Annotated in this window: 16 protein-coding genes; 6 read left to right on the forward strand and 10 right to left on the reverse strand. The window is 58.5% G+C overall.

The window, feature by feature from the left end; all coding sequences use genetic code 11:
- The first annotated feature begins 44 nt into the window (after positions 1 to 44).
- A complete protein-coding gene (gene bglA / locus GDN47_RS03065; RefSeq protein ID WP_113395399.1) occupies positions 45 to 1,691 on the forward strand; it encodes a beta-galactosidase BglA in 1,647 nt (548 codons plus the stop codon).
- Here bglA and ade read toward each other — a convergent pair whose 3' ends face one another.
- The 8 genes from ade to GDN47_RS03105 form a co-directional block, all read right to left on the reverse strand.
- A complete protein-coding gene (gene ade, locus GDN47_RS03070; protein ID WP_152092607.1) occupies positions 1,692 to 3,389 on the reverse strand; it encodes an adenine deaminase in 1,698 nt (565 codons plus the stop codon).
- 165 nt (positions 3,390 to 3,554) lie between these two features.
- Positions 3,555 to 3,959: an endonuclease domain-containing protein gene (locus GDN47_RS03075; protein WP_113395398.1), complete on the reverse strand. Its 405-nt coding sequence runs from the start codon at positions 3,957 to 3,959 to the stop codon at positions 3,555 to 3,557.
- Between the two features lie 104 nt (positions 3,960 to 4,063).
- Positions 4,064 to 5,392, reverse strand: a complete 1,329-nt coding sequence (aptA, locus tag GDN47_RS03080; protein ID WP_113332192.1) for an omega-aminotransferase AptA — start codon at positions 5,390 to 5,392, stop codon at positions 4,064 to 4,066.
- Between the two features lie 354 nt (positions 5,393 to 5,746).
- Positions 5,747 to 6,064, reverse strand: a complete 318-nt coding sequence (locus GDN47_RS03085) for an ArsR/SmtB family transcription factor (protein WP_015340680.1) — start codon at positions 6,062 to 6,064, stop codon at positions 5,747 to 5,749.
- A 367-nt stretch (positions 6,065 to 6,431) separates the two neighbouring features.
- Entirely contained in the window at positions 6,432 to 6,923 is a 492-nt protein-coding gene (locus GDN47_RS03090; RefSeq protein ID WP_113395397.1) for a HugZ family pyridoxamine 5'-phosphate oxidase, read from the reverse strand.
- A gap of 36 nt (positions 6,924 to 6,959) precedes the next feature.
- Positions 6,960 to 8,009 (reverse strand): choline ABC transporter ATP-binding protein, encoded by a 1,050-nt coding sequence (choV, locus tag GDN47_RS03095; protein ID WP_113395396.1) that lies wholly within the window; start codon positions 8,007 to 8,009, stop codon positions 6,960 to 6,962.
- Positions 8,006 to 8,863: a choline ABC transporter permease subunit gene (choW, locus tag GDN47_RS03100; protein WP_069612714.1), complete on the reverse strand. Its 858-nt coding sequence runs from the start codon at positions 8,861 to 8,863 to the stop codon at positions 8,006 to 8,008. Before choW ends, choV begins: the two co-directional genes overlap by 4 nt.
- Before the next feature lie 170 nt (positions 8,864 to 9,033).
- Positions 9,034 to 9,990 carry a choline ABC transporter substrate-binding protein gene (locus GDN47_RS03105; RefSeq protein ID WP_095435457.1) on the reverse strand — a complete coding sequence of 319 codons (957 nt, stop codon included), beginning with the start codon at positions 9,988 to 9,990 and terminating at the stop codon, positions 9,034 to 9,036.
- Positions 9,991 to 10,224: 234 nt separating this feature from the next.
- Between GDN47_RS03105 and GDN47_RS03110 the strand changes: the two genes are divergently transcribed.
- From GDN47_RS03110 to GDN47_RS03125, 4 genes are all read left to right on the forward strand, one after another.
- The gene (locus GDN47_RS03110) at positions 10,225 to 10,806 is read left to right on the forward strand and encodes a thymidine kinase (protein ID WP_075851140.1); all 582 of its coding nucleotides are present in this window, start codon (positions 10,225 to 10,227) and stop codon (positions 10,804 to 10,806) included.
- An 85-nt stretch (positions 10,807 to 10,891) separates the two neighbouring features.
- A complete protein-coding gene (locus tag GDN47_RS03115) occupies positions 10,892 to 11,278 on the forward strand; it encodes a c-type cytochrome (RefSeq protein ID WP_113395395.1) in 387 nt (128 codons plus the stop codon).
- Positions 11,279 to 11,347: 69 nt separating this feature from the next.
- Positions 11,348 to 12,370: a hypothetical protein gene (locus GDN47_RS03120; protein ID WP_113395394.1), complete on the forward strand. Its 1,023-nt coding sequence runs from the start codon at positions 11,348 to 11,350 to the stop codon at positions 12,368 to 12,370.
- A 198-nt stretch (positions 12,371 to 12,568) separates the two neighbouring features.
- Entirely contained in the window at positions 12,569 to 13,708 is a 1,140-nt protein-coding gene (locus GDN47_RS03125) for a DUF2333 family protein (RefSeq protein ID WP_152092608.1), read from the forward strand.
- Between the two features lie 97 nt (positions 13,709 to 13,805).
- On the opposite strand, the gene GDN47_RS03130 is transcribed toward GDN47_RS03125, so the two are convergent.
- A complete protein-coding gene (locus tag GDN47_RS03130) occupies positions 13,806 to 14,537 on the reverse strand; it encodes a helix-turn-helix transcriptional regulator (RefSeq protein WP_152092609.1) in 732 nt (243 codons plus the stop codon).
- A 566-nt stretch (positions 14,538 to 15,103) separates the two neighbouring features.
- On the opposite strand from GDN47_RS03130, the gene GDN47_RS03135 reads away from it, so the two are divergent.
- Positions 15,104 to 16,069, forward strand: coding sequence for a COG3904 family protein (locus tag GDN47_RS03135; protein ID WP_152092610.1), 966 nt, complete (start codon positions 15,104 to 15,106; stop codon positions 16,067 to 16,069).
- Positions 16,070 to 16,081: 12 nt separating this feature from the next.
- Here GDN47_RS03135 and GDN47_RS03140 read toward each other — a convergent pair whose 3' ends face one another.
- A complete protein-coding gene (locus tag GDN47_RS03140; RefSeq protein WP_113332201.1) occupies positions 16,082 to 16,591 on the reverse strand; it encodes a TIGR00645 family protein in 510 nt (169 codons plus the stop codon).
- Between the last annotated feature and the right edge of the window lie 149 nt (positions 16,592 to 16,740).

Genomic DNA, 16,740 nt, shown 5'->3' on the forward strand with positions numbered 1-16,740 from the left:
GACTGTGCAAACTGGAAGGCCTTGTGCGATATCGAGGCGGTTTGATGAAATCGACGAATAAAGCGGCGGGAGCCGATTGGTGGCGCGGGGCAGTGATCTATCAGGTCTATCCGCGGTCGTTTCAGGACACGGATGCCAACGGGCTGGGAGATATCAAGGGGATCACCCGGCGCCTGCCTCACATTGCCGCACTCGGGGTCGACGCAATCTGGCTGGCGCCGTTCTTTACCTCGCCGATGGCCGATATGGGCTATGACGTCGCCGATTACTGCGATGTTGATCCGATCTTCGGCACGCTTGCCGATTTCGACGAGATGATGGCGGCAGCACATGAGCTCGGCCTCAAAGTCATCATCGACCAGGTCATCTCGCACACCTCCGACCGGCATCCCTGGTTTGTTGAAAGCCGCGCAAGCCGCGACAATCCCAAGGCGGATTGGTATGTCTGGGCCGATCCGAAACCGGATGGGACGGCGCCGAACAACTGGCTGTCGATCTTCGGCGGCCCCGGCTGGGAATGGGATGGCGTGCGCCGGCAATATTACCAGCACAATTTCCTGACATCGCAGCCGGATTTGAACTTCCACAATCCGGACGTTCAGGATGCGGTATTGGCGGCCGTCAAATTCTGGCTAGATCGCGGCGTCGATGGTTTCCGCCTGGATACGGTCAACTACTATTTCTGCGACAAGAAGCTTCGCGACAATCCGCCGGCGCTCGTCGCGACCGGCGGTCTCGACGCGCCCGAGACCAACCCCTACGGGATGCAGAACCATCTTTACGACAAGACGCAGCCTGAAAATATCGGCTTCCTGAAGCGATTGCGTGCATTGCTCGATCAATACGAAAACCGCACGACAGTCGGCGAAGTAGGAGACGGCGTGCGCTCGCTGGAGACGGTTGCGGCCTATACCAGCGGCGGCGACAAGCTGCACATGTGCTACACGTTCGATCTTTTGGGGCCCGATTTCACGCCGGCGCATTTCCGGCGCTGCGTCAGCGATTTCCAGGATAATGTCGTTGATGGCTGGGTCTGCTGGGCCTTTTCCAACCATGACGTTCAGCGACATGTCAGCCGCTTCGCCAAAACGGAAGAAGAGCAGCCGCGCGTTGCGAAGCTCGCGATCTCTTTGCTCTCGGCGTTACGCGGCTCCATTTGCCTGTATCAAGGGGAAGAGCTCGGCCTGCCTGAGGCAGAGCTTGCCTTCGAGGATCTGCGCGATCCCTACGGCATTCGCTTCTGGCCGGCCTTCAAGGGGCGTGACGGATGCCGTACGCCCATGCCCTGGGAAGCGAGCCGCGCCCATGCCGGCTTTACGACCGCCGACAAATCCTGGCTGCCGGTTCCCTATCAGCATGCGGCGCTTGCCGTCGACAAGCAGGAGACGGACGCGGATTCGGTGCTGCATCATTATCAGCGCACGCTGGCCTTCCGTGCAGAACATGCCGCCCTGCGTGACGGCGACATGATCTTTCTTGATACAAAAGAGGACGTTCTCGCCTTCACGCGCTCCAAGGGTGAGGAGACGCTGCTGTTTGTCTTCAATCTCTCCCGCAAGCCTGTGAAGGTTGCCTTGCCGGAGGATATCAAGCTTGGCAAGACGATCGCCATGCCGGGGTTTGACACGGCGGATGCCGGGGCAACGCTAACGCTTGCTGCTCTGGATGTTTATTGCGGCAAGCTCGCCTGATCAGCCGATCAGCATGAACTTGTCGACATCGACCAGGCCTTTATCCGATATCTTCAGATGCGGGATCACCGGCAGGGGCAGGAACGCAAGCTGCAGGAAGGGTTCTTCCAGGGTCGCGCCAAGGGCGTAGGCCGCCTGGCGCAGGTGGTGCAGCGTGTCGCGCACGCTTTCATAAGGCTCGAGGCTCATCAGGCCAGCGACAGGCAGGGCGATTTCACCGGTCACGACACCGTCCTCGACGACGACGAAACCGCCATTGATGTCGCTCAAGCGATTGGCGGCGAGCGCCATGTCATCCTCGCTGACGCCGACGACGCAGATATTGTGGCTGTCATGGCCGACGGTCGAGGCGATCGCGCCTTTCTTCAAGCCAAAGCCTTGGACGAAGCCGTTGGCATGGTTGCCGTTCTTGCCGTGCCGCTCGATGACGGCGACCTTGATGATATCGTTGCCGAGGTCGATATCGGTCTGGTTGCCCTTGGCCGGCAGGCGATAGCGGCGATGTTGGGTGATGATCTTGCCAGGCGTCACGCCAATGACGGAGCTTTCGCCCTCCGTCACCGGCACGCCAAAATCGGCTGCGTTGATCGGGCGGGCCTTGACGCTGTCGAGGCCGACCGGCTCGACCGAACCGCGGGTCGCGAAGAGTTCGGCGGTGACAGGGCGGCCTGCGGAGAAGACGATCTCGGCCTTGCAGCTTTCCAGGCTGTCGACGACGACGAGATCGGCGCGCCATCCGGGTGCCACGAGACCGCGATCACGCAGACCGAAGGCGCGGGCTGCCGAGATCGAGGCGGCGCGGTAGATCGCCAGGGGTTCGACGCCATGGGCGATCGCCGTGCGGATCATATAATCGAGGTGGCCCTGTTCGGCGATGTCGAGCGGGTTGCGGTCATCGGTGCAGAGCGCCAGATGAGGTGACAGGCGCTCGGTAATAATAGGCATCAGCGCGTGCAGATCCTTGGAGACGGAGCCCTCACGCACGAGGATATGCATGCCCTTGCGGATCTTCTCCAGCGCCTCTTCGGCGGTTGTCGATTCATGCTCTGTGCGAATGCCAGCCGCGAGATACCCGTTGAGGTCATTGCCGCGTAAAAGCGGCGCATGGCCATCGATATGGCCGCCCTGGAAGGCTTCGAGTTTCGCCATGCAGACGGGGTCCTTGTGGACCACGCCGGGGAAATTCATGAATTCGGCAAGGCCAATCACCTGCGAGTGATTGCGGAAGGGCAAGAGTTTTTCGATCGGCAGATCGGCGCCCGAGGTTTCCAGATGCGTTGCCGGCACGCAGGACGAGAGCTGGACGCGGATATCCATGATGGTTTCCAGCGAACACTCGAGGAAGTAACGTATGCCTTCGGTGCCGAGCACGTTGGCGATTTCATGCGGATCGCAGATGGCGGTGGTCACGCCATAAGGCAGCACGCAGCGATCGAATTCGAGCGGGGTTACCAGCGAGGATTCGATGTGAAGATGCGTGTCGATGAAGCCCGGTACGACGACGCGGCCGGCAATATCGATCTCTTCGCGCCCCTGATACTCGCCGCAGGTGCCGACGATGCGATCGCCGCAGATGGCGATATCCGAAGCGACCAGCTCGCCCGTCACCAGATCGAAGAACCGGCCGTTCTTCAACACGATATCGGCGGGTTCCCGGCCGACGCCCTGGTCGATGTAGCGTTCGAGTTTGGTGGTCATGGTGTTGTCCTGCATCTGCTGTGATTCCGTATAGCCCCTCAACCTAGCCCTCTCCCCGTTCTACGGGGAGAGGGGATCTATCCGAATATGTTGATAGAGCTGTGTTTCCGGCGATACCTAGAGACTCCTTCTCTCCGCCTGCGGGGAGAGGGCTGGGGTGAGGGGCTATTTCGCAGATCCCGCCGGAAGAAACTTGAAGTCACGAGCCACCACGGCGTCGGTCAACCTGCCTTCGCAGATTGCTACGATGGTTTCGAGAACTGCTGGCATGGCTGTGAGGACGTCAATGTTCCAGAAGCGAGCGACAGACCACCCTTCGGTGATCATGAATCCATCGCGAATAGTATCGTGCTTGCTGTCAGCATGTTGACTGCCATCGATTTCGATGACGAGGCTTCGCTCCCGACAGGCGAAATCAGCGAAATAAGGACCAATCGGAAACTGCCGAATGAATTTAAAGCCGTTCAGCTGACGGTTGCGAAGTTCCGACCAAAGTTTCGCCTCGGCATCGTTGTCTGCTTGCCGAAGGCTTTTTGCGCGATTTGTTGTTTTAGGTTCCGGACCACGCATCTGATCATCCTCGTGAACAGCCCCTCACCCTAACCCTCTCCCCGCAGGCGGGGAGAGGGAACTCTTCGAGTTTGCCGATCGTATCGCGATCTATGAAAAATGACCTAGATATTATTCTGCAAGATCTCGCGGAGCTTGCCGAACAGCTCGTCGATGTGATGCTTTTCGATGATCAGCGGCGGCGATAGCGCGATGATGTCGCCGGTGGTGCGGATGAGGAGGCCCTTTTCATAGGCCTTGAGGAAAGCGGTGAAGGCGCGCTTGGTGGGCTCGCCGGCGATCGGATCGAGCTCGATGGCGCCGATCAGGCCGGTGTTTCTGATATCGATGACGTTCGGGCAGTCCTTCAGGGAATGCAGGGCATCGGCCCAGTAGTCTGAAAGTTCTGCTGCGCGCGTGAGGAGGCCTTCTTCCTTATAGGTGTCGAGCGTTGCCAACGCCGCGGCAGAGGCGATCGGATTGCCGGAATAGGTATAGCCGTGGAAGAACTCGATCATATGCTCGGGTCCCTGCATGAAGGCGTCATGGATCTCCGAGGTGACGAAGACTGCACCCATTGGAATGACGCCGTTGGTCAGGCCTTTGGCGGTCGTGATGATATCCGGCTTCACATCGTAATATTGGGCGGCAAAGGGCGCACCAAGGCGACCGAAGCCGGTGATGACCTCGTCGAAGATCAGCAGGATGCCGTGCTTGGTGCAGATGTCGCGCAGCTTCTGCAGATAGCCCTTCGGCGGGATGAGCACGCCGGTGGAGCCGGCAATCGGCTCGACAATGACAGCAGCGATTGTCGAGGCGTCGTGCAGCGTGACGATGCGCTCAAGCTCGGTGGCGATATCGCCGCCATGCTCTGGCTCGCCGCGCGTGAAGGCGTTCTTACCGGGAATATGCGTGTGCGGCATATGATCGACGCCGGTCAGCAGCGTGCCGAACATCTTGCGGTTGGTGACGATGCCGCCGACGGAGATGCCGCCGAAATTGACGCCGTGATAGCCACGCTCGCGGCCGATGAGACGGAAGCGCGAGCCATTGCCCTTCACGCGATGATAGGCAAGCGCGACCTTGAGCGCGGTTTCGACCGATTCCGAACCGGAATTGGTATAAAGAACGTGGTCCATACCCTCGGGTGCAATATCGACCAGCCTGTTCGCCAGCTCGAAAGCCTTGGGGTGGCCGAGCTGGAAGGCCGGGGCATAGTCGAGCTCGCCTGCCTGCTGGCGGATCGCCTCGGTGATCTTGGGGCGGCAGTGTCCCGCGTTCACGCACCACAGACCCGCAGTTCCGTCCAGTACCTGCCGACCGTCATGGGTGGTGTAGTACATATCCTTGGCGCTGACGAAGAGGCGCGGTTCCTTCTTGAATTGGCGGTTGGCCGTAAACGGCATCCAGAAGGCGCGCAAATCGTTGGGGGTGGCATTCAAACGGTCCGACATGCTGTTCTCCAATGGCCATTCGGGGGCCTGTTACCCGACCGCGGCGCCGCGCCGCGCGATTATATTTACTGCTTGGTCAAATTATCAGCCGGCCTATTTGCGTCAAGGCAAAGATGGGGTCGGGAAAGGAGGCTGGTGTACGGCAGGAATTGGATCGCGGCAGGTCGGCGGTGCCGGGCGCGGAGTTGTCTGCAGGCGTGATGCGAGCTCGTCCAGACATGAAAAAACTGGCAAATCTGAAGATTTGCCAGTTAAAGCAGTAAAACACCTGGTGATGAAAGCAAGTCGATCTTTCAGGGTCTAAAGTGTTCCCCGGAGATCGTCTGTCGACAGGCCTTGAGCTATTGCAAGCTCTTAAGCAGCCGATCTACTTTTTTCCGGCTCGCAATAAATGTCTTCCAGCGTTTCAAGAACACGGATCACGGATTCTGATGTGCTGGAGTAGTAAATCGTTTGAGCATCGCGACGCGTCTTGACCAGCTTCTGAGCGCGAAGCTTCGAAAGATGCTGAGAAAGTGCTGATTGGCTCAGTCCAACCTGATTGGCAAGAACGCCAACAGGAACTTCACCCTTAACGAGACTGCAAAGGATCAAAAGACGCTTTGGGTTCGCCATTGCTGATAATAATGCTGCCGCAACATTAGAATGTTCGGCCAAATCTCTTGTCTTCATCTGTTAATCTTCCCAATGCGGAGCGTACATCAGAAACTGTGCTATTTCCAAGCCGGTCCTAACCGATATCTAACAATACCAAGAGGGGTCGAAGATTGTATATACCTAAATTTAAGGTATCGAGTATGCTGTTTTAGGTATGTACGTATGATGCCTCGGCGATAATGCTGAGGTCTCCAGCGTCCCATCCAGGGGCTAAATTAGACCAAAATAGGTCGATTCTTATCGTTTCGGAGCCGCAAACATGCCAATTTTGGTCACTGCGGATTTGCAACCTGAGAATATTGGCTGCTTCTACGTCAGGCTGTCCACCTACTAATTCTCGCACTATTGTATGATTTTATTGCCGCCGGATTTTGTTTTCGGTTTAAAGCATCATCAGGTCTTTTGAGGACAAGATGTAAGCCCTTCCAAAGCCGCCGTTCAGGCTGGCATCGAGCGGAACGAGGCGGAAGAAGCAGAAATCCGGAAAGTCGATATAGAGCTTGGATTTCGGGTGGCGGTCGAGAAAAAGCGCTCGGATGCGATCGTGCGCCTGGCTTTGCCGATCGATGCGCTCCGCGCTGCAGCGCAAGGTCAAGCGGGGATGAGCGAGAGGGTCGCCCTTGCCAGGCTCGCCAAAGAGCGCCGAAGCGCGGCTGTCCCTCATCAGAGCCTTGGTATGTGAGGAAAGGCCGGAAACTAGGATGACCGGAGCGCCATCGGCATCCATGGCGATCAGGACGCGGCTGACGAAGGGAAAGCCGGTTTCGGGGTCGATGACGGCCAAGGCCGCATGTGCGGCTTTGTGCATGAGGTCGCGCGCCTGAATGCGCGCATCCTCATCCGTTTCCCTGATCACCGATGGTTTGTCGTTCATTAACGGCTCCATGAATTGAGGAGCAGTCGCGAACGACTACTCCTTTCGCCGGTGGCTGGTGAGACCCGACACAACGTCTTGCGCCGAGATCGTTCCAATAATCGTGCCATTGTCAACAACGCCGATATTGCCCGGCTGGCGCGTCAGGGCGTCAAGGATATCGATGAGCGGTGTAGCGGCGGTTGCTGTGGCGGTGACGGAACCGGCATTGGCCGAATGTCCGACGCCCTGTTGCATGACGTCCCGTGCCGTCAGCATGCTGATCGGATTCATGTGCTGCACGAAGTCGGCCACATATTGATCGGCTGGGTTCTTGACGATCTCCTGTGGCGTTCCGCACTGGATGATATGGCCGCTTTCCATGATGGCGATGCGGTTGCCGATGCGGAATGCCTCGTCCAGATCGTGGCTGACGAAGAGGATCGTCCGCTTAAGGCGGCGCTGGAACTCCAAAAGCTCGTCCTGCAGGCGGGTGCGGATCAGCGGGTCCAGCGCCGAGAACGGCTCGTCCATCAGCAGGATCGGCGCGCCGGTTGCAAAGGCACGGGCGAGACCGACGCGCTGCTGCATGCCGCCGGACAGTTCGTTGACCTTGCGATTGGCCCATTGCGTCAGGTTGACGAGCTGGAGCTGTTCGTCGACGCGCTTCTTGCGTTCGGCGTCCGAAACGCCGGCAAGCTCAAGCCCGAAGCCGACATTGTCGGCCACCGTTCGCCAGGGCAGAAGCGCGAACTGCTGGAAGACCATGGAGACAGTGTGCATGCGCAGGTCGCGCAGGGCTTTTGGGCTGCAGGAGTAGGGGCTGACGGCGCCGTTCTTGGTGTTGACGGAGACCTCGCCGCGCACTACCGGCGCCAGGCCGTTGACGGCGCGCAGCAGCGTCGATTTGCCGGAGCCGGACAGACCCATGAGCACGAGGATTTCACCCTCTTCGATTTGCAGCGAGGCATTGGCGACTCCGAGCACCATGCCCGTCGACTTGCCGATGTCGTCGCGCGACTTGCCTTCATCGACAAGCTTCAGCGCGGCATCGGGACGATCGCCGAAGATGATGCTGACATTTTTGAAATCAACGGCGACGGTCATGAGCGGTCTCCTTCGCCGGGCGCGCGGAACATACGGTCGAGAATGATCGCCAGGATGACGATGCAGGCGCCGGAATCGAAGCTCTTGGCGACGTTGACGCTATTCAGCGCGCGCAGAACCGGCACGCCGAGACCGGGGGCGCCGACGAGGGCAGCGATCGAAACCATCGAGAGCGACAGCATGATAGTCTGTGTCAGGCCGGCCATGATCTGCGGCGTGGCAAAGGGAAGCTCGACCTTGCGCAGAACCTGGCGTGGCGTCGCGCCGAAGGATTCGGCCGCTTCCACCAGCGAAGGGGGAGTGGAAATGATGCCAAGGCGCGTCATGCGGATCGGTGCGGGAAGAGCAAAGACGACGGTGGCGACTAGACCGGGGACCATGCCGAGGCCGAGCAGGATCATTGCCGGCACCAGATACACGAAGGTCGGGATGGTCTGCATCAGATCGAGGATCGGCCGCATGATGGCGTAGAGCCAGGGACGTCGGGCAGCTGCGATACCGAGGGGGACGCCGACCAGCATACAGACGAAGGTAGAAGCCAGCACCAGCGCCAGCGTCTCGGTCGTCTCTTTCCAGTAGCCCTGGTTGATGGTGATCAGCAGGCCGATCAGGGTGAGGACCGTGATCGTGACGCTCCGGCGCATCCAGTAGGCGATTGCCGTGAAGACAACGACGACGATCAGCGGATGCGGTGCCTGCAAGACGAACAGCAGTCCGTTGATTCCATGCGCGACAACGAAGGAAAGGCCGTCGAAGAACCATGTGACATTGCTCGTCAGCCAGTCGACGACGGCTTTGGCCCATGGCCCGATGGGGATGCGGTAATCGGTTAACCAGTTCACGTCTTTGCCCATGATTGGGGGCGGCGTTTCCGATTGTTACGTATGAAGCCGGAGGTGCCGCCGAAGAATACGGTCTGTCACGCCAAGTGGACCATTGTCCGGGAATGGCGGGACGCGAAAGCAAGCAGTCCGTTCAAGGAAGAGAAAGGGGCGGTTTGGCCGCCCCTCCATCCATCCTCGTATTACAGGCCGAGCTTGGCCTTGACCGCCGCCAGGCCGTCACCGCCGTCCTTGGTGGTGACGCCGGCGAGCCACGGCGTGATTGCTGTGGGGTTGGCCTTCAGCCATTCCGTCGCTGCGACTTCCGGATCCTTGCCGTCATTCAAGATCTTGCCCATGATTTCGTTTTCCATCGGCAGCGAGAAGACGAGATTTTTAACAAAGGTGCCGACATTCGGGCATTCCTGCAAGTAGCCTGCCCGGACGTTGGTATAGACGGTCGCACCACCGAAGTTCGGTCCGAACACGTCGTCACCGCCGGTGAGATAGGTCATTTTGTAGGTGGTGTTCATCGGATGCGGGGCCCAGCCGAGGAAGATGATCGGCTTGCCTTCCTTGTCGGCGCGGGAGACCTGAGCGAGCATGCCCTGCTCGGAGGATTCGACCACTTCGAAGCCCTTGAGGCCGAAGGTGTTCTTGTCGACCATGTCGATCACCAGCCGGTTGCCGTCATTGCCCGGCTCGATGCCGTAGATCTTGCCGTCAAGCTCATCCTTGTGGGCGGCGATGTCTTTGAAGTCCTTGATGCCTAGATCCGCGCCCTTTTGATTGGTCGCCAGCGTGTACTTGGCGCCTTCCAGATTGGCGCGCACGGTTTCGACCGATTTGTCCGCAGCGAAGGGTTTGATGTTCTCGGCCATGGAGGGCATCCAGTTGCCGAGGAAGACATCGATGTCCTTGTTCTTCAGCGACTGGTAGGTCACCGGCACGGCGAGCACCTTGACGTCGGTGTCGTAGCCAAGAGCCTTCAGGAGGATGGAGGCGGTGGCCGTCGTGGAAGTGATGTCGGTCCAGCCTACATCGGCGAAATGTACGGTGCTACAGCTTGCCGGCTCGGCTGCGGAGGCCGCGGTGGCGCCCAATGTCAGTGCGGAGAGAGTTGAGGCGAAAGCGAATGCAGTAAGGGTCATTTTTATCATTGCGTGACTCCCAGTCTAACGTTCCCAAGCAACCATCAATAACTGACATTTTCAAGCGACCACAGTGTATTTGCGGCGGTTTGAGGGGGCTGAATGCGACGCCCGTCTTTTTCTGTCCGCCTGTGGCCAAGGCTTTTGCGCTCTAAGCGAAGCACGCCTGAATCCTGTGGTTTTCGCCGCGACCATCTTTCCTTATCGTCCTGCAGCACCCATGAAGCATTCAAGGAGAATGTCATGGCCAAGCTCTACTTCCATTATTCGACTATGAATGCCGGTAAATCGACGATGCTGCTGCAGGCTGCCTATAATTATCAGGAGCGCGGCATGCGCACCGCAGCCTTCATCGCAGCCCTCGACGATCGCGCCGGCCGCGGCACGATCGCCTCGCGCATCGGACTGACGATGGATGCTTTGCCGTTCGAAACGAGCGACGATCTCTATGCGATGGTCGATGAAATGCATGCAAGCGAGCCGCTTGCCTGCGTCTTCGTCGATGAGGCGCAATTTCTGACGCGCGAGCAGGTCTGGCAGCTTGCCCATATCGTCGACCGCCTCGGCCTTCCGGTCATGACTTACGGGCTGCGCACGGATTTCCACGGACGCTTGTTTCCGGGGTCACAGGAACTGCTGACCATCGCCGACGAATTGCGCGAGGTGCGCACCATTTGCCATTGTGGGCGCAAGGCGACGATGGTCGTGCGCCTGGATGCCGCCGGCAAGGTCGTTCACGAAGGGGCGCAGATCGAGATCGGCGGCAGCGACAAATATGTCTCGCTCTGTCGTCGTCATTGGGAAGAGGCGATCACCTGCGAGTGAAGCGCTGCCCGCGGGCTTTCAGTAGCGTTGCGGACTTTCCTCGGCATATGATCGTTGGTCGGGATTGAGCTGATCGGGAGGGATGATGAAACTGCTTTGTCTGCTGTCGGCCGTCATCGTGCTTGCCTCGACCTCTTGCGCGCTTGCAGACGGCGATGCGGTCGCCGGCGCCGTCGTTTTCAAGAAATGCGGTGCCTGTCACACTGCGACCGGGCCTGACAATCGGGTTGGCCCCTCGTTGATGGGGGTCGTCGGACGAGCCGTCGCAAGCAAGCCCGATTATGTCTACTCGCCGGCGATGCGGGCATTCGGCGCCGACGGCAAGGTCTGGGATGAAGCGTTGCTGCGGAAATATCTGCCGGCGCCGCAATTCCTCGTCAAAGGCACTCGGATGACGTTCCCGGGTCTGAAAAGCGACAAGGACCTCGACGACCTGATTGCCTATCTGAAGAATCCTGCCGCTGCCCAATAGTTTTCGAGCATTTCCTTCGCCTCAGGAAGCGGCTAGTCTCGCGCTAGAGGTAGGGGAGGGAATGCTTTCATGGTCAGGCCTCATTCCTTCGATGGCATGCTCGATAAGGCGCAAGCGACGCTCGATGACGCCATGAACGACGCGAATTCGGCCGTGGCGACGCTTGCCGGCCACGCCAGGGAGGGCGAGCGCGTCGAGGTCGTCAATTTTCCTGTCGAAGAAGCGTCTGTCCGCGAGGCGGTCGAACTGCTCGATCGGTGGAAATCAACCGCCCTGTCGCTGGTCAAAGAGCTGGATCATGCGACCGAGGAGGCGGACTTGCAGCATCGCAGATTGTTCAACGAGAAGGTTGGTCTTGAAAATGCAAGCCTGCTCAGCCGGACGCTGGCGCGTGGACCGATGAAGCCGGAGGCTATCATCGCCGATCTCGATACGATCCTTAACGTATCGGCCGAACTCGACCTCCTTTTCAAGCAGGCAAGACCCGTATTCTCCCGATGTTTTCATGACTGCGAACTACAGCTGGAAGGCGTGATCGAACGCCGGCGGAAGCTCGATTTCGATATAGAGGAGATGCAACGCAGGGCCAATGCCTTGGTAGAAAAGCTCATGTATCAGCGACGCAACCGCCCATCCTCGCGCCATGCCGATCTGCAGTCCGAACTCGAAGGGGACTATCGTGCTCTCTTGCTGGAGCAGGATGATATTCGGCGGCAAGAACAGGAGCTTCAATCCCGCCGGACCGTGCGACAGCGTCTTATAGACATTTATGAAGGGCTGGCGGCTGCTCTGAATAGGCAGATCGCCGCCATCGGCGCTATGGCCGCTAAGCTGACCATCGATATCGAGCAACGGATTGCCTTGCTCAAGGCATTGGCGGCAGAAGCGGCGCCGGCATCGACCACGGTTTCGCGAACGGCAGCGGTTGAGAGCCTGATCCAGGCGTTCGAGGCGAATGTGCTGGCGGGGCATGACCTCGCCGTGCGCAAGGCTCATGTCGATGCCGTCTTCAAAAGACGGCTGGAGCCGCATCTGCTCCCCGCATCCACTGACCCGAGCGGAGCGGCGGAAGAGGTGCAACCGGAGGGTTGATTGTCGTCCGTCATGGAAAATTCCAAGCGGACGGTTGTTGTTTTTCCCAAGAACACATATTTGCTGGAACGTGAATGGCGATAAGGACTTAATGATCCGAGGGCCGCGGGGATTTTCGCGACGTCCATTGCGCAGGTTTGGTGTGGTGCGTCCTTTGCGGGTCGGCGGGATGCGCGGTACGGTTTAGGAGGCGTGTCCATGCTTGACTCGATCACGGCGTTCTTCAAGCGGATTTGGGCCGCTATCGCACGCTGGCTAGGATTGGTTTTTGTCGGGCTTAGCTGGCCATTTCTTGCAGCGCATGGCTGGTATCGGCAGCGCAACTGGCTGATCAAGCTGCCGGTCGCCGCCTTCGTGACGCTGATGGCGCTGCTCTATATCTATTTCGTTTGGCAGACGCAGGTCTGGACAGGGTTCAATCCGGCCTATCCGGATGTCTATAAATTTTCCGAGCGCAAATATTCGGCCGGGCAAGAACTGCCTGCAACAGACAGCCAGCAGGCCGCGGCAACGGCGGCCAAGGCCTGCCAAACCTCGGCTGTCGTCGACGTTGCCACCGATCTGATCGATTTCAACGTCAACCAGAATGCCTGGATTTCCTCGATGCTGCTCTACAAGCTCGGCTTCTTCGGCATTTCGTGGGATGACACGCCCTTCCTCGACAACAAGGCTTCCTTCCAGCGGGGCATCAATTCTGTCGTTCGCCGTACCTCGGCGGAGCTGGTCGACACACTCGGCCGCGTGCGCGGAACCTCCGGCATCAACAGCGATCTGCAGAAGGCGCGCGGCAACCTGCAGTTCGATGAGTCGAGCTGGTATTTCGGCCTGCATCCCTTCGGGCCGAAGACGCCGAGCCCAAGCTATTATCGCGCCGCGATGAGCAATCTGCGCAGCTTCAATAGCGACCTCGGCAACTGCAAGGCAATTTTCGACGGGCGCGCAGACAATCTTCTGCAGTTCGTCGACCACATTGCCAACGATCTCGGCAGCACGGCGGATATATTGGCCAAGAGAGCAGGGGATCACAGCTACGGCTGGCTGGATACGCGGGCTGACGATCGTTTCTGGTTTGCTTACGGGCAGCTCTACGCAAGCTACGGTATCCTGATGGCGGCTCGTTCGGATTTCCAGCAGGTGATCGCCGAGCGTAATGTCAGCGCGCTTTGGGCCGACGTCACGACGCAATTGCAGACTGCTTTGCGCATTCAGCCCTTCATCATTTCCAATGGACCCGAAGATAGCTCCTTCATGCCGAGCCATCTCGCGACCATGGGCTTCCATATTCTGCGGGTGCGTTCGAGTCTCGTTGAAATCCGTACGGTTCTGGGCGGTCGCTAAAGAAGAAGTGGATTGCCGTCCGTTCCGGCGCGGCAGGCGCGCATACGCTTGGCCCGGTCGTCGGGCTCCGTACGGAGGTGCTTGAGTGAGGACTCGCCTAGCTGATCAGCTTCAGGCGGATGGCTTTTGCGACAAGCTGTGTGCGGTTGACGCAATCGAGCTTCTTGATCGCATTCATCATATAGGCGTTGACCGTATGGTCGGAGAGGGTGAGGATCTGGCCGATCTCCACCGAGGTCTTCCCCTGAGCCGTCCAGCGAACCACTTCCAGCTCACGTGCCGAAAGCGAGTGCGGCGCGGCACTGTCGTTGCGCTTGAGGCAATTATAAGCATCGAGCGCCTGCAGCATGATCAGGGTGAGTTCGTTGATCTCGCTCTGGCCGAGACTGTTGCGATTGCCCATGAACCAGAAGACAAGGCGTTGACCATCCGGGGCGTTGACCGGAATGATGACGCTCATCGGGCAATTGTAGTTGATCAGGAGCGCGCGAAGTTCGCGCGGCAAATCCGCGTCGGGTTCGGCGTCCTTTTCCAGCAGATGCCAGGAGCGCGGCATGACCGAATCGCGCGTGCGCAACAGCATTGGACAACGGCGAACGAGCTGATGGCGATCGAATTCACGTACGAATTGAGCCGGCATCGTGCCTTCGATGAGCAACGGCGTCATCATCGGGTCGTCGGGAACCGGGGCGTTCATGAGAGCCATATGGCTGAAGCCAAAAGCTGACCCGGTCCGTTCCAAGGCCAGTGCAAAGGCCGCTTGTGTCCGAGCAGCAGCCAACTCGGCAGAAAGCAGCAATTGTCTCTCGGCAGTAATGATATAGGACATATGAGTTGAAGCGCCCACAGCGTGTTATCGTTATCAAATACCGGATTTAGGAGTGAATGCTAGACGCAAAAATACCACAGGACCAGAAATAATTTCATTTTCATATATTTTAATATTCAGTCATGCAAAACTACGCAAATCTTCGCCCAAAATGGTCATTAAGCGTAAAAATAGCGTTTCCGTTAGCCTAATTTCGACGAAGCCATACAATTTGCGTCGACCTCGACAGCTAGGGAGCAACCCGACGAAGCGCATTTGCCCGGTCAAAATGAGGCCCGAATGTGCGTTTGGACAGGGGAGATCCCGAGCTGGCAAAGAGCCGCGGCTTGATCCAAAACTGTCCCATGCTTCATGTTAGGATTAACCGTTTGTCACAGCATCAGTTCGGTTCCATCTCTCGTTCCTGAGGTCCGCCGGTGCTCAATTTTCTCGTCGCCAGCTCTTGCATGGGTGCAAGCGGCCGGGAGTTTCATCAAATGATGCGTTGCCGCATCGGCGCGCCTTGCGAAGGCCCAAAGCGGTTGCTATCGGTCTTGCCAAGGTAATCGCTTGCAGGCGTATGACTCATGGATTTTCGCTTCTTCCCGCAGCTTGCGGCGCGCTGCTGTCAAACGCTGTTGTGGTTCGTCACCGGCGTTTCGCTTCTGCTTGTTTCGCCTGTGCTTGCCGAAGCGGCTGGCGTTGCCGGCGGCACGCCGATGCGGTTCTTGCTCGTTCACGGCGAGATGGGCCAGTGCCGTGCCGATAATACATGTCCGGACTGGATCTCCGCCGAAGGGCAGATCATGGCAGATACGCCGCGGAAGCTGCAGAAAATCCTGAAACAGGTCGGCGATCGCAAGTTGCCCATAATCGTCAGTTCGCCAGGCGGCGATGTCAAAGCAGCCATGGAGATGGCTCGTATCATTCGGAAGCAGAAGCTTTCGATCGCAGTCGGGCGTACTCGCTCGCGGGCATGCCCCTATGCCGAGCCGATCTGCTCGGCAGCTTTTGCCAAGGACGGCTCGATAACAGGACAGCCATTCTCGGATGGCGCAATCTGCTTTTCGGCCTGCCCGCTGTTTTTTGCAGGCGGTGTCCAGCGCGTTTCCAGCCCCTTCGCGCTGCTGGGCGTTCATCAGATCACAACGACCTACAGCGAGGTGCGTGTCCAGTACCGCACCGAATATGAGATGGTGGATGGCAAGCGCAAGGTCATCTCCAAGAGAGAGATCGGCCGTAAATTCGTCGGCAAGTACGATACGACCAAGCTCGACAAGGCGCAGAGGGCGAGGCTGGTCAGCTTCCTCGACAAGATGGGCGTGGACCGGGGACTTGTCGATCTGATGCTTGGAACCGACCCGAACGGCATTCATCTGATTTCGCAGATGGACGCGTTGAGGCTGAGGCTGACGACGGAGCTCGCCGATGCCGATGCGCTGGTCTCGGCGCGCAACTGTAGGGACAATCAATCGATTTCCGATTGTGCCGCGCCGGCACCGTCGGCAGCTCCTGCGCCGATGACCAGCGCATCGGCAATGGCCGGCAAGTAGTCACTCCCGGCCTTAGCTATCCTTGGCTTTGGCTTTCGCCATGATTTTTTCCAGGAAGCCCAGCAATAGCGCGGACACGACGAAGGCCAGATGGATGATGGTGAACCACATCAGCTTGGCGTTGTCGTATTGAGTGGCGTTCAGGAAGATCTGCAGCAGGTGGATCGAGGAAATGGCGACGATCGAGGATGCGACCTTGATCTTGAGGCTGCCTGAATCGAGCTTGCCGAGGAAGGAAACCTCACCCTCGGCCTCGTCGAAGCGGCTGACGAAATTCTCGTAGCCGGAAATCATCACCATGACGATCAGGCTCGCCACCAGGGCGGCATCGATTAGGCCGAGGATCGCAAGGATCATATCGGCCTCTTCATAGACCAGCACGTTGATCGCGACCTTGTAGAACTTGTAAGCGAACGAAACGGCGTAGACGGCGAGTGAGGCGGCAAGACCGAGATAGAAGATCACCAGAAGCCAGCGACTGGAGAGAATGATGCGCTCGACCAGCAATTCCAGGGACTTCATATCTTTTCCTTCTTCCGCGGTTTGATTGGACGCCGAAAATAGGCATGCCGGCATCGTGAGACAAGGCGGCGCGTTTCGATAGGGAGGGGCTTCGCCAACTATTCACACCCGAAACATATTGGTTTATCCCGACAGGGAAATGACCGTAT

The sequence above is a fragment of the Martinezella dioscoreae genome (assembly GCF_009176305.1).
Lineage (GTDB): Bacteria > Pseudomonadota > Alphaproteobacteria > Rhizobiales > Rhizobiaceae > Rhizobium > Rhizobium dioscoreae.

Coding starts and splice junctions, on each gene's coding strand:
- bglA (WP_113395399.1), top strand. CDS start 45: ATGAAATCGACGAATAAAGCGGCGGGAGCCGATTGGTGGCGCGGGGCA.
- ade (WP_152092607.1), bottom strand. CDS start 3,389: ATGACCACCAAACTCGAACGCTACATCGACCAGGGCGTCGGCCGGGAA.
- GDN47_RS03075 (WP_113395398.1), bottom strand. CDS start 3,959: ATGCGTGGTCCGGAACCTAAAACAACAAATCGCGCAAAAAGCCTTCGG.
- aptA (WP_113332192.1), bottom strand. CDS start 5,392: ATGTCGGACCGTTTGAATGCCACCCCCAACGATTTGCGCGCCTTCTGG.
- GDN47_RS03085 (WP_015340680.1), bottom strand. CDS start 6,064: ATGAAGACAAGAGATTTGGCCGAACATTCTAATGTTGCGGCAGCATTA.
- GDN47_RS03090 (WP_113395397.1), bottom strand. CDS start 6,923: ATGAACGACAAACCATCGGTGATCAGGGAAACGGATGAGGATGCGCGC.
- choV (WP_113395396.1), bottom strand. CDS start 8,009: ATGACCGTCGCCGTTGATTTCAAAAATGTCAGCATCATCTTCGGCGAT.
- choW (WP_069612714.1), bottom strand. CDS start 8,863: ATGGGCAAAGACGTGAACTGGTTAACCGATTACCGCATCCCCATCGGG.
- GDN47_RS03105 (WP_095435457.1), bottom strand. CDS start 9,990: ATGATAAAAATGACCCTTACTGCATTCGCTTTCGCCTCAACTCTCTCC.
- GDN47_RS03110 (WP_075851140.1), top strand. CDS start 10,225: ATGGCCAAGCTCTACTTCCATTATTCGACTATGAATGCCGGTAAATCG.
- GDN47_RS03115 (WP_113395395.1), top strand. CDS start 10,892: ATGAAACTGCTTTGTCTGCTGTCGGCCGTCATCGTGCTTGCCTCGACC.
- GDN47_RS03120 (WP_113395394.1), top strand. CDS start 11,348: ATGGTCAGGCCTCATTCCTTCGATGGCATGCTCGATAAGGCGCAAGCG.
- GDN47_RS03125 (WP_152092608.1), top strand. CDS start 12,569: ATGCTTGACTCGATCACGGCGTTCTTCAAGCGGATTTGGGCCGCTATC.
- GDN47_RS03130 (WP_152092609.1), bottom strand. CDS start 14,537: ATGTCCTATATCATTACTGCCGAGAGACAATTGCTGCTTTCTGCCGAG.
- GDN47_RS03135 (WP_152092610.1), top strand. CDS start 15,104: ATGGATTTTCGCTTCTTCCCGCAGCTTGCGGCGCGCTGCTGTCAAACG.
- GDN47_RS03140 (WP_113332201.1), bottom strand. CDS start 16,591: ATGAAGTCCCTGGAATTGCTGGTCGAGCGCATCATTCTCTCCAGTCGC.